Origin of the sequence: Pelagerythrobacter rhizovicinus (assembly GCF_004135625.1) — a bacterium.
Classification (GTDB): domain Bacteria; phylum Pseudomonadota; class Alphaproteobacteria; order Sphingomonadales; family Sphingomonadaceae; genus Pelagerythrobacter; species Pelagerythrobacter rhizovicinus.
On the sequence record NZ_SDPV01000002.1, the window covers coordinates 1,158,576 to 1,170,632 of the forward strand.

At 68.5% G+C, this 12,057-nt stretch carries 13 protein-coding genes; 9 read left to right on the plus strand and 4 right to left on the minus strand.

What is annotated here, in order from left to right; translation table 11 throughout:
- Positions 1-13: 13 nt before the first annotated feature.
- The 3 genes from ETX26_RS13405 to ETX26_RS13415 all read right to left on the minus strand — a co-directional run bounded on the left by ETX26_RS13405 (position 14) and on the right by ETX26_RS13415 (position 2,162).
- Positions 14-547, minus strand: a complete 534-nt coding sequence (locus ETX26_RS13405) for an ExbD/TolR family protein (protein WP_191984722.1) — start codon at positions 545-547, stop codon at positions 14-16.
- A gap of 73 nt (positions 548-620) precedes the next feature.
- Positions 621-1,433 (minus strand): MotA/TolQ/ExbB proton channel family protein, encoded by an 813-nt coding sequence (locus ETX26_RS13410; RefSeq protein ID WP_129525150.1) that lies wholly within the window; start codon positions 1,431-1,433, stop codon positions 621-623.
- Positions 1,434-1,511: 78 nt separating this feature from the next.
- The gene (locus tag ETX26_RS13415) at positions 1,512-2,162 is read right to left on the minus strand and encodes an energy transducer TonB (protein ID WP_225425786.1); all 651 of its coding nucleotides are present in this window, start codon (positions 2,160-2,162) and stop codon (positions 1,512-1,514) included.
- 361 nt (positions 2,163-2,523) lie between these two features.
- On the opposite strand from ETX26_RS13415, the gene ETX26_RS13420 reads away from it, so the two are divergent.
- Both ETX26_RS13420 and ETX26_RS13425 read left to right on the plus strand, forming a co-directional pair.
- Positions 2,524-3,366 (plus strand): hypothetical protein, encoded by an 843-nt coding sequence (locus tag ETX26_RS13420; protein ID WP_318531661.1) that lies wholly within the window; start codon positions 2,524-2,526, stop codon positions 3,364-3,366.
- A gap of 148 nt (positions 3,367-3,514) precedes the next feature.
- A complete protein-coding gene (locus tag ETX26_RS13425; RefSeq protein WP_129525152.1) occupies positions 3,515-4,825 on the plus strand; it encodes a homoserine dehydrogenase in 1,311 nt (436 codons plus the stop codon).
- 3 nt (positions 4,826-4,828) lie between these two features.
- Here the strand turns inward: ETX26_RS13425 and ETX26_RS13430 are convergent, their stop codons facing one another.
- Complete coding sequence (locus ETX26_RS13430) at positions 4,829-5,368, minus strand: hypothetical protein (RefSeq protein WP_129525153.1); 540 nt, start codon at positions 5,366-5,368, stop codon at positions 4,829-4,831.
- A gap of 56 nt (positions 5,369-5,424) precedes the next feature.
- On the opposite strand from ETX26_RS13430, the gene glpX reads away from it, so the two are divergent.
- The 7 genes from glpX (at position 5,425) to rplT (ending at position 12,035) form a co-directional block, all read left to right on the plus strand.
- Complete coding sequence (gene glpX / locus ETX26_RS13435; protein WP_129525154.1) at positions 5,425-6,408, plus strand: class II fructose-bisphosphatase; 984 nt, start codon at positions 5,425-5,427, stop codon at positions 6,406-6,408.
- 245 nt (positions 6,409-6,653) lie between these two features.
- Positions 6,654-7,589: a ribose-phosphate pyrophosphokinase gene (locus ETX26_RS13440; RefSeq protein WP_129525155.1), complete on the plus strand. Its 936-nt coding sequence runs from the start codon at positions 6,654-6,656 to the stop codon at positions 7,587-7,589.
- A gap of 1 nt (position 7,590) precedes the next feature.
- Positions 7,591-8,391, plus strand: a complete 801-nt coding sequence (gene hisN / locus ETX26_RS13445) for a histidinol-phosphatase (protein WP_129525156.1) — start codon at positions 7,591-7,593, stop codon at positions 8,389-8,391.
- Between the two features lie 36 nt (positions 8,392-8,427).
- Positions 8,428-10,440 (plus strand): LTA synthase family protein, encoded by a 2,013-nt coding sequence (locus ETX26_RS13450; RefSeq protein ID WP_129525157.1) that lies wholly within the window; start codon positions 8,428-8,430, stop codon positions 10,438-10,440.
- Positions 10,441-10,486: 46 nt separating this feature from the next.
- Positions 10,487-11,236 (plus strand): SDR family oxidoreductase, encoded by a 750-nt coding sequence (locus ETX26_RS13455; protein WP_129525158.1) that lies wholly within the window; start codon positions 10,487-10,489, stop codon positions 11,234-11,236.
- A gap of 123 nt (positions 11,237-11,359) precedes the next feature.
- Positions 11,360-11,563, plus strand: coding sequence for a 50S ribosomal protein L35 (rpmI, locus tag ETX26_RS13460; protein ID WP_129525396.1), 204 nt, complete (start codon positions 11,360-11,362; stop codon positions 11,561-11,563).
- A 112-nt stretch (positions 11,564-11,675) separates the two neighbouring features.
- On the plus strand, positions 11,676-12,035 hold the full coding sequence (gene rplT / locus ETX26_RS13465) for a 50S ribosomal protein L20 (protein WP_129525159.1): 360 nt from the start codon (positions 11,676-11,678) through the stop codon (positions 12,033-12,035).
- Positions 12,036-12,057: the final 22 nt, after the last annotated feature.

Genomic DNA, 12,057 nt, shown 5'->3' on the forward strand with positions numbered 1-12,057 from the left:
TCCCCGAACCCGATCACGCGTTCGGATCGACCGGGTTCGAGATGAAGCCGATCGTCGGATAACCGGCTGCCTGGACGTTGTAGATCGTGCCCGCAATGCACCGCCACGGGGCGTTCACGTCACCGCGGATGTGAACCTGCGGGATCATGTCGGGATCCTCCATGATGGCCTCGGGGCCACCCGCACGCTGCACGATCGCGTCGAGCCGCTCGAACGCCCGGTCGTAGAGCTCCTGTGAATCCACGGGGGTCGTGTTGTTGAAGTAGACCCGGCATTCGCCTTCGCGCGAAGCACCTTCGAAACCCGGCTCGCCTGCACTGCGGCCGGCGGCGTCGGTGGTGCTCACGGTAAGCTGCAGGTTCTCGACCTTGTCCTTCGATTCTGTCGACTCGAACACGGGGATGCGGAGCTTCTCGATCGTCTGGATCGCAACCGGGACCGCGATGAGGAAGATGATGAGGAGCACCAGCATCACGTCCACGAGCGGCGTGGTGTTGATGTCCGACATCGGCCTTTCTTCGCCGCCGCCTCCCATCGAAATCGCCATGACTATATCCTATCCAACTTGTCTATTTCGAAGGTGCTGCCGGACCGGCCGAAACCGGTCCGGCGCGGCGTCCTCAGCGCTTGGTCGTGGTGGTGGCAGTCGTCGTAGCGCCCGTGGCCGGCTTGGTTGCCGGTGCGGTGGCCGCGGCCTTGCCGGCCTGCTGCGTCGACGCCTGGGTCATCACCGCCGGCTTCACCGCACCCTTCGAGTTGATGTTCGCCAGGATGTCGGTCGAGAAGCCCGAAAGCAGCTCGGCGATGCGCTTGTTGCGGCTCTGCAGCCAGTTGTAGGCGAGCACCGCGGGAACGGCGACGAGCAGACCGATCGCGGTCATGATCAGCGCCTCACCGACGGGGCCGGCGACCTTGTCGATCGAGGCCGAGCCGGCGATGCCGATGTTGATCAGCGCGCGGTAGATACCGATGACGGTACCGAGCAGGCCGACGAACGGCGCGGTCGCACCGACGGTCGCGAGAAACGGCAAGCCGCCGGCGAGCTTCGCGTTGATGGTCGCTTCCGACCGCGCGAGCGAGCCGTGGAGCCAGTCGTGGGCCTCGAGGCTGTCGGTCATCTTGCTGTGCGCGTCTTCGGCTGCGAGGCCATCGTCGACGAGCTGGCGCCATGCGCTGTTCTTGTCGAGCTTGGTCGCGCCTTCGCGCAGCGTGCCCGCGCGCCAGAACTGGGTGCGGACGTTCTTGTACTGGTTGAAGATCTTCTGCTGCTCGAGCAGCTTGGTAATCAGGATGTAGAACGATCCGACCGACATGATGACCAGCACGCCGAAGATCGACCAAGCGATCACGCCGCCCTGGTTCATGGCCTCCATGAAGCCGAAGGAGTTCTGCGGGGCGGCCTCTCCGGCGGCGGCAAGAAGTTCGATAAGCATTGCGAAAGTCCTCTCAGAAAGAAGCAGATTGGGAAGGAGCATCCCGCCGCCGCGCCGGGCGCGGCGGCGGAAGAATTGCTAGTTCGGGATCTCCCAGCGAACGGTGCTCGAATAGGTCCCCGAAACCTCGTCGCCGTTGCCGTCCGTCGCCGGCCGGAAGCGGGCGCGCCGCTGGATCAGGCTGCAGGTCGCGTCCTTGAGCTCCTGCGGGGCGGAACCGCCCGTGACCGAGCAGGATTCGACGCGTCCGTTGGTTCCCACCCGAAGGGTAAATGAAGCGGTGCCGGTGTACTCGCGATTGATCCAGCTGCTGCGATAGTCCGACGTCGTGACCCAGGTGCCGGGGTTGTTCCGCGGCTCCGGGTTCTTCGGCTGGACGCGCGGCGGCGGAGGCGGCGGCGGGGGAGCCGGCGGGGCCGGCGGCGGCACGCGCAGCACGGGCGGAGCCGGCGGCGGAATCGTCGGCTGCGTCCGGATCGGTGGCGGTGCCGGCGCGATACTGATCGGCGGCGGCGGTGCGACCGGCGGCGGTGGCGCGGTGTCGGGTTCCGGCGGCGGCGGCGGCTCATCTTCCGGTTCGGGTGGCGGCGGCTCGTCGATGTCCACCGTCGTCACGCGTTCGACCACCTGTGTAACCGCCTCGTAGGCGAGACCGGTGATCAGCGCATACCCGAGCAGAACATGGATAATCGCCACTATGACCAGGGCGACGACCCGGTTTCCGCTCATTTGTTGGTCAGCGTAGGCCATTCAGTCGCATCACTCCATCGTCTCTCGCCGGGGGTAGGCCCGGCGATTCTCCTCACGACAAGCAAATCCCTTGCCAGAGGGCAATCCCAAATGTCCACCCTGCCGGCCGACTCCGAATAACGCGAAGGCCGTTCAGCCCAAGCGCCGCGAGGCCAGCATGGGCCCGTCCGCCGCGCATGTTGTTGTTGGTTGCAGCAGACGGCGGCGAGCTTTAGCTTCGATGCCGAGGGCGCGCAAACGCTTTATCGGTTAACTGCGAATTCACGATCGTAAGAGTGAATGGGATCGGAACGGCCCAAGCCACCACGCATTGCAAAAAATGCCCCGAAACTGGAATTTTATGGCGGACATGCAGAATCTCACCAAAGTGACCCTCGCGCTCGTGGCCGGCCTGACCGCGCTTGCCGCACCGGCTGCGGCGCAGGAAGTTCGAGCGGCCGGAGCGGCGACATATGCCGATCTCGTGGACCTCGCCGACCCGGCCGACCTGGTCATCCGCGCGCAGATTCGCGACCAGGCACTGCTTTCGCCCGAGCGGGCGCCGGGCGTGCGTCGCGGGTACGGGCGGCTCTACGTGGAGGCGCGCACGCAGGCGCTGATCGCCGGCTCGGCGCCGATCGGCGAATCGATCCGCTATCTGGTCGACGTGCCGCTCGACGAGAACGGCAAACCGCCAAAGCTCAAGAAGCGGGAGGTGATCCTCTTTGCGCGGGCCGCGGGCCGGCCGGGGGAGATCCAGCTCATCGCCCCCACCGCGCAGTTGCCGTGGAGCGAGGAGCACGAGGCGCGGCTGCGGCCGATCCTGGCCGAACTGTCTGCGCCCGATGCGCCGCCCTCGGTGCTCGGCGTGCGCGACATTCTGTCGATGCCCGGCAATCTCGCCGGCGAATCCGAAACCCAGATGTTCCTCAACACCGACGGCGAGGGGCCGGTCTCGATCACGGTCGTGCGCCGCCCGAATATGGCGCCCGTGTGGGGCGTGTCGTGGACCGAGATCGTCGATCAGGCCGCCCGTCCGCCGGCGAAGGACACGCTCGCCTGGTACCGGATCGCCTGCTTCCTGCCCGATGGTCTCCCGGCCGACGCCAATCTGGCGCAGGACCCGACATCGCGCGCGCAGGCGGAGGAGGATTTCCGATTCGTACAGCAGAGCCTCGGGCCCTGCCGGCGCAACCGCAGCTAGAGTCGTTTTTCAGAGAGGTGGCGCCGGCGCCGCTTCAGCCTTGCTGAAAACAACTCTAGCGCGCGCCCAAGCGAAACTGGTTCCCATGGCGCCGCCTCGCAGGTTAGGGGCGGCGCCATGAAACGCGTCGCCAACGAACCCCGCCGCCATGGCTGAACCGCTGCGCATTGCGCTGGCCGGACTCGGCACAGTCGGGGCGGGCGTGATCCGCCTGCTCGAAACCAACGCCGCGCTGCTGCGTGCCCGTTCCGGGCGCGAACTGGAGATCGTCGCCGTGAGCGCGCGCGAGCGCCACAAGGATCGTGGCGTCGATCTCTCCCCATTCGCCTGGGTCGACGACATGGCCGAGCTCGCCGCGCGCGACGATGTCGACGTGGTGGTGGAGCTGGTCGGCGGATCGGACGGGCCTGCGCTGGCGCTGGCGCGCCGGGCGATCGGCTCGGGCAAGGCGTTGGTCACCGCCAACAAGGCGATGGTCGCGCACCACGGCGCCGAACTTGCCGCCGCCGCCGAAAGCGCAGGCATCGCGCTCAAGTTCGAAGCGGCGGTGGCGGGCGGCATTCCGGTGGTCAAGGCCCTGCGCGAAGGCGCGGCGGCGAACGCCATCGGGCGCATCTACGGCATTCTCAACGGCACCTCGAACTACATCCTTTCGACCATGGAAGCGACCGGCGCGGGCTTCGACGAAACGCTCGCCGAAGCGCAGAGGAAGGGCTTCGCCGAAGCCGACCCCGCCTTCGACATCGAAGGCACCGACGCTGCGCACAAGCTCGCGATCCTCGCTGCGATCTGCTTCGGCGCCGAGGTCGATTTCGCCGGCGTGACCTGCGAGGGCATTGCCCGTGTGCGGGCGGAGGACATCGCCCGTGCCGACACGCTCGGCTACGTGGTGCGCTTGATCGGCATGGCCGACCTGGAAGCGGGGGAGGATGGCACGACGGCCCTGCTCCAGCGGGTCAGGCCGTGCCTCGTTCCCAAGGGCCACCCGCTCGCGCATGTCACCGGAGCGACCAATGCGGTCGTGGCCGAGGGCAATTTCTCCGGGCGCCTGCTGTTCCAGGGTGCGGGCGCGGGCGCCGGCCCCACCGCGAGCGCGGTCGTCGCAGACCTGATCGACATCGCTCGCGGAGAAATCGGCGCGCCGTTCTCCATCCCCTCGGCCGAGATGGCGCCGATGCCGCGCGCCGAGGCAGGGCACCGCACCGGCCGCACCTATTTGCGCTTCACGGTCGCCGATCGCCCCGGCGTGCTGGCCGAGATGACCGCCGCGATGCGCGATGCCGGCGTTTCGATCGAAAGCCTTATCCAGCAGGGCCGGCAGGAGGAGGGCGGCGAGGTCTTCGTCGCGATGGTCGCGCACGAGGGGCCGGAGCGGAACGTGCAGCACGCGCTCGAGCTCCTGCACGGGTCCGACAGCTTCACTGCCCCGCCGCTGTCGATGCAGATCCTCGGCGACTGAGCCTTATTGCGGCGGCGGATCCGATTCAGGCTCGGTTGCCTCCTCGTCCTCCTCGGGTTCGAACTCTCCATCGTAGCCGCGCGGAGCGAGGCCGCGTCCCACCCGCTCCGCGTCGGAGCCCGGCGGCGCTTCGGGCAGTTCGTCGAAATCGATCATGTAGGCAGGCGGCTCGGGGCATGGCGGGATTACGCACAGGCCGGAAACGGTAGCAGGCCCCTTGAAGATGCCCGGCCCTGAAACATCGGGCGCCTTGGGATCGCCCTTGTTCATCGTCGCCGCGGCGTATTCGTTTTCGGCATCCTCGTCGGAGCGGATGCGGAACTGCGACTGCTCCTCCAGCCTTGCACAGACGACGATCTCGTTTCCTTCGGGCTGCTCGCAATCTGGCTGAGGCGGCGCGGGCGGCGGCGGGCCGTATGCGTCGCGGGCAGCGTCGAATGCTTCCTCCACCGGATCCGTCGTGCCGGGGTCCCGGTCCGCCGTCTGTGCTGCGAGCGGCGCCGTGCCGAAGAGCAGGGCAAGCGCCAGGTGGTTTCTCGACATTCCCGCTCCCGCTGTCTAAGCGCGCTCCCAAGCACTCCCGGAGGACTGAATCCAGTATGAATAGCAAGAATCCGCCTGCCGGCTCGCAGCTCGATCGCGTCCTCGTGCTTGAACTGGTCCGCGTTACCGAAGCCGCCGCGATCGCCGCGAGTGAGCTGATCGGGCGCGGCGACGAAAAGGCGGCCGATGCCGCCGCGGTCGAAGCCATGCGCCACGCTTTCGACCAGCTCGAGATCGACGGCACCGTCGTGATCGGCGAGGGCGAGCGCGACGAGGCGCCGATGCTTTACATCGGGGAAAAGGTCGGCGGTGCGCCCGGCCGCGGGCCGAAGATCGACATTGCGCTCGATCCGCTCGAAGGCACCACGATCACCGCTAAGGCCGGGCCGAACGCGCTGGCGGTGCTGGCCGCGGCGGAGGAGGGCTGCCTGCTCAACGCGCCCGACACCTACATGGACAAGCTCGCGGTCGGGCCGGGGTATCCCGAGGGGATCATCGATCTCGCCAAGACCCCGACCGAGAACGTCTGCGCGGTGGCCGAGGCCAAGGGTGTCGAGCCCAAGGACATCATCGTCTGCGTGCTCGACCGGCCCCGCCATGCGGAGCTGATCGCCGAACTGCGCGGGCTCGGCTGCGGCGTGGTGCTGATCGGCGACGGCGACGTGGCGGGCGTGATCGCGACGACCGATCCGGAAACCACGATCGACATGTACATGGGCCAGGGCGGCGCGCCCGAAGGCGTGCTTGCGGCCGCCGCGCTGCGCTGCGTCGGCGGGCAGTTCAACGGCCGCCTCGTGTTCCGCAACGAGGACGAGAAGCGCCGTGCGGCCAAGTGGGGCATCGAGGACCTCGACCGCATCTACAAGCTCGAGGATCTCGCGAAGGGCGACTGCATCTTTGCTGCGACCGGCGTCACCTCGGGCTCGCTGCTCGAAGGCGTCAAGCGCCTGCGCGGCGGCAAGATGACGACTGAAAGCGTCGTCATGCGCGCCAGCAGCGGCACCGTCCGCTGGATCAGGGGCGAGCATAGGCTTCCCTAAGATCCTCCCTGACGACAAGATCCTCCCCAACGACTTGCGTTGCGGAGGTGGGCGACGCCGCAGGCGTCGCTCGGAGGGGAACTAGCGCGCAAGGCCCCTCCACCACGAGCCGCTTACGCGTCTCGCGGTCCCCCTCCCGATCGCAAGTCGATGGGGAGGATCGGGTGCCCCCTGTTGCAATCGCGTGACGCCCGGCTAAGCGGAGCGGACCGATTCCGCTGCAGCAACCGAAGGTACCCCGCGCGATGAAGATCATGTCCGGCAACTCGAACCTGCCGCTCGCGCGGGCGGTCGCCGCCTATCTCGAGATGCCGCTGACCGACGCCAGCGTCCGCCGCTTCGCCGACGAGGAGGTCTTCGTCGAGATTCACGAGAACGTCCGCGGCGAAGACGTCTTCCTGATCCAGCCGACCAGCTTCCCGGCGAACGACAACCTGATGGAGCTGCTGATCTGCATCGACGCGCTCAAACGCGCCTCGGCCAAGCGGATCACGGCGGTCGTGCCCTACTTCGGCTATGCCCGGCAGGACCGGAAGCCCGGACCGCGTACGCCGATCTCGGCCAAGCTGGTCGCCAACCTCGTTACGCAGGCGGGTGCCGACCGCGTGCTCGCGGTCGATCTCCACGCCGGGCAGATCCAGGGCTTCTTCGACATCCCGACCGACAACCTCTACGCCGCGCCGGTCATGGCCGCCGACATCCAGGCGCGCTACGGCGACCGCGACCTGATGGTCGTCAGCCCCGACGTCGGCGGCGTGGTCCGCGCCCGCGCGCTCGCGAAGCGGCTCGACAACGCCCCGCTGGCGATCGTCGACAAGCGCCGCGACCGTCCGGGCGAGAGCGAGGTGATGAACATCATCGGCGAGGTGAAGGGGCGCCACTGCATCCTGATCGACGACATCGTCGATTCGGGCGGCACGCTGTGCAACGCGGCGCAGGCGCTGCTCGATCAGGGCGCCACCTCGGTCGCGGCCTATATCACCCACGGCGTGCTCTCGGGCGGCGCGGTGGCGCGGGTCGACGGCTCTGCGCTGACCGAACTCGTCATCACCGACACGATCCGCCCGACCGACGCGGCGCAGGACTCGAGCAAGATCCGCATCCTCACCGTCGCCCCGCTGATCGGCGAGGCTGTCCGCCGCATCGCCGACGAGAGCTCGGTCAGCTCGCTCTTCGACTGACATGGCGACCGACAGCGACATCGCGCTCGCCAACCGGCTGGCGGACGCTGCCGGCGAGGCGATCCGGCCCCTGTTCCGCGGCGAATGGGCGGAGGAGCGCAAGAGCGACGCGACCTTCGTGACCGAGGCCGACCGCGCCGCCGAGGCGGCGATGCGCGCCATCATCGAGAGCGAGCGTCCCGACGACGGGATCATCGGCGAAGAATACGGCAACCGCAATCCGGCCGCCGCGCGCCAGTGGGTGCTCGATCCGATCGACGGCACGACCAGCTTCATCGCCGGGCGGCCGATCTTCGGCACGCTCATCGCGCTGATGGAGGGCGGCTGGCCGGTGCTCGGCGTGATCGACCAGCCGGTGCTGCGCGAGCGGTGGGTCGGGCGCGTCGGCCACGGCACGACCTTCAACGGCACGCCGGTCCGCTCGGCGCCCTGTCCGGAGCTTTCCAACGCGGTGCTCGGCACGACCAGCCCACACTGCTTCTCGGGCGAGCAGGTCGATGCCTTCATGAGCCTTGCGAAAGTCGTGGCCGAGCGCAAGATCGTCTACGGCGGCGACTGCTACAGCTACGGCCTCGTTGCCTCGGGCCATATGGACTTGGTGTGCGAGGCCGGGCTGCAACTGCACGATTTCGCGGCGCTCGTGCCCGTGGTCGAGGGGGCCGGCGGAACGATGTGCGACTGGCAGGGCGAACCGCTCAACGCCCATTCGGCCGGCGAAGTGCTCGCGATCGGCGACCCCGCCCGGCTTGAGGACGTGATCGAGGCAATGGCCGGCGCGGCCCACGGGCACTCGCACGGTTAGTCAAATGCTAAACCCTGCGCGCTAACCCTCGCGCGCATGGCGACGACACCTCTAGAAGGCGGCCTCGTTCCCGCGCCCGGAGCGCCGCGCACGCGCAGTGCATGGGTGCGGACGACGGCGGCATTCCCGTTTGCGCTAATTGCGCTCGTCTCGCTGATCGAGCTGGCGCTGGCCGACCGCAAGTACGGCCTCTTCACCGGCGGCTTCGGCCAGTCGCGCGCGGTCGACGCACCGGGCGAGATCGCGCTGTTCCTGGTGGGCTATGCCGCCGCGCAGGCAGTGATCGGGCTCGCCGGCTGGACGCTCTCGCTGCGCCTCGCGCGCCGCGGCCCGGCCTGGGCGCCGTGCTTCGTCTTCGCGCTGCTCAACGGCGCGCTGTTCTGCGGGTTGCTGGCCGCGCAGTACCAGCTCCATTCCTACTTCAGCGACGCGGTGGGCTTCGCCCTGCTCAAGCAGCTCGGCGGCGGCAGCCTTGTGGACGCGATCCTGTTCGGGCTCAGCGAGATCGGCGTGGCGCTGCTCGCGCTCGTTGGCCTCGGGGTGGGGGCCTGGGCCGCATGGAAGCTGCTCGCGCGGCTGCTGCCGCCGGATCTGCCGCGCTTGGGCGCTCCTCGGCGCCGGGCATGGATCGCGGTGCTCTTGCTGTTCCTCGCCGCTGCCTTCGTCGTTCCGCGTACCGGCAGCGACGCGGCCTTCGGGCTCAACCGCACGCTCGCCTGGCAGGCGCTCACCGGCACGCTCGACCTCGTCAGCGACGTCGACCGCGACGGCTATGGCCTGTTCGGCATCCAGCACGATGCCGCGCCGTTCGACGGCAGCCGGCACCCGCTCGCGCTCGACGTGCCCGGCAACGGCGTGGACGAGGACGGCTACGGCGGCGATCTCCGTCTCGTGCCGCTCGCTGCGCCGCTCGGGCCGCAGGTCTTCACGGGCGAGCGCCCGCATGTCGTGATCGTGGTCATGGAATCGACCCGCGGCGACGTGCTCGGCAAGCGCGTGAACGGCAAACCGGTCGCGCCCAATCTGGAGGCGATCGCGGCGGCGGGCAGCGCGGTCACCCCCGCCTACAGCCATGTCGGCTTTACCACCGAATCGCTCAAGTCGATCTTCTCCGGGCAGCTTGCCCCGCGCGAGGGTGATCCGTCGCTGTTCCGCGACCTGAAGGCGAGCGGCTATCGCATCGGCGTGTTCTCGGGCCAGCCGGAGGATTTCGGCGGGATTTCGGAGACCGTGGGCATGCGCGAAAGCGCCGACGTCTATGTCGATGCCGAGCTGCTGCGCGACAAGCGCGCCTTCGGCTTCGCCGCGCAGGGCAGCCTGCTGGTCGACGAGAGCCACCTGCTCGCCGCCTTCGACCGGACGCTGGGCGCGGAGGACTGGCAGGCGCGGCCGCACTTCGCCTATTTCAACTTCCAGTCGCCGCATTTCCCCTACCACCACGACGGGGTGCCGGCGCGGGTCGTGGACACGCCGATCGAGCGCGGCGCGATCGCGGTGCATCGGGCCGAGCACGTTCAGGCGACTTACTGGAACGCGGTCGCTCATGCGGACGCGTGGCTCGGTGAGGTCGTCCGGCGGCTCAAGGCGAAGGGCGTGTGGGACGACACCGTGCTGATCGTCACCGGCGATCACGGCGAGGACCTGTTCGAGGACGGCTTCCTCGGCCACGGCCACGTGATCAACGCGCGCCAGTTCGGGACGGTGCTGGTCACCAACCGGCCGAACCTGCTGCCGCCGGCGCCGCTCGCGCTGGCCGATTACCGCGCGATCCTGACCGCCGCCATTCGGGGAGAGCGCCCTGCAGCGCCCGCAGCGCCGCCGTTCCTTCATATCGGTCCTCTGGGCACGCCAACCGCGATCGGACTGGCGGGTCCGGACGGTCAGCTTACCAGTTTGCGGCTCGACACAGGCGAAGCCTGCATGGTCGAGCGCGGCGAGTGCGCGCCGCACAAGACCTTCACAGGCGGCGACAGGGAACGGATCCAGGCCGTGATCGCCCGCTGGGGCTCGGAGCGCTGGCGGGTGCACCAGCGCGAGGCCAAGCGCTGAAAGCCGGCGCTGGAACGGCAGGCGCACTTGGTTCACTAGGGTTGGCATGACGGTATCGGGATCGCTCGACGGGCGGGTCGCCCTCGTGACCGGCGCAGCGCGCGGGTTGGGGTTCGCCATTGCGCGGCGGCTGGCTGCGGGTGGAGCGACCGTCTGGCTCAACGGGCGCGACTTTGCGGCGCTCGCCCGCGCGGCGGACCGGATCGGCGAGCTTGCGCACCCGATCGCTTTCGACATCGCCGACGATGCGGCGAGCGCCGCGGCACTCGCGCGAATCGAGCGCGAGACCGGGCTCGACATCCTTGTCAACAATGTCGGCGCCCGCGATCGGCGCGGGATTGCGGAGCTCGACCGAGAGGCCATGCGCGCCATGCTCGAGGCCAATCTGGTCGCCCCCTTCGACCTCGCGCGCCGGGCCGCTCCACTGATGCGCGCGCGCGGCTATGGCCGGATCGTCAACATCACCTCGATCGCCGCCGAGATCGCGCGGGGCGACGCCGCCTACACCGCGAGCAAGGGGGGACTTGCCGCGCTGACCCGCGCGCTGGCGGCCGAGTTCGGCGGCGACGGAATCACCGTCAACTCAGTCGCACCCGGCTACTTCGCGACCGAGGCGAACGCGGAGATGGTCGCCGATCCGGCGATCGCGGCGCATCTGGCGCGGCGCACCTCGCTCGGCCGCTGGGGCGAGCCGGACGAGATCGCCGGCGCGGTCACCTTCCTTGCCTCGCCCGAAGCCTCCTATATCACCGGGCAGACGCTTGCGGTCGACGGCGGCTATCTCGCCCACTTCTGAAAGCTTGCATTCCGCGCCGATTTCGCTAGGGGCGCGTGCTTCACCGACACGTGTTTCATGTGCCGGCCTGGCGACAAGGGCTGCCAGGGCTGGTTCGACGTGTCTCTGTTGCAGGAGATGAAAATGCCCAAGCTGAAGACCAAGAGCGGTGTGAAGAAGCGCTTCAAGCTCACCGCAACCGGCAAGGTCAAGCACGGTGTCGCCGGCAAGCGCCACCGCCTGATCAGCCACAACGCCAAGTACATCCGCCAGAACCGCGGCACCACCGTCCTGTCCGAAGCGGACAGCCGCACGGTGAAGAAGTGGGCCCCCTACGGGCTTGATTGATTGCTGAGCGGCTCCAGCCCGCTCCCCCGCCCTTCCACCCGGATTATGCCCGGGAGGATCCGGGTGGAAGGGCGGGGGAGCGGGCCGGCACCGCATTCTGAAAGGATAACACATGCCTCGCATCAAACGCGGCGTTACCACGCGCCAGAAGCACAAGCGGATTCTCGACCAGGCCAAGGGCTATCGCGGCCGCCGCAAGAACACGATCCGCATCGCCCGTCAGGCGGTCGAGAAGGCCGGGCAGTATGCCTACCGCGACCGCAAGGTTAAGAAGCGCAACTTCCGTGCGCTGTGGATCCAGCGCATCAACGCGGCGGTGCGCGCCGAGGGCCTGACCTACTCGCAGTTCATGCACGGCGTGAAGCTCGCTGGCATCGAGCTCGACCGGAAGGTCATGGCCGACCTCGCGATGAACGAAGGCGGCGCCTTCCAGTCGATCGTCGCGCAGGCGAAGAAGGCTCTGCCGGCCTGACCGCATCAGGGGTTTTCGAACC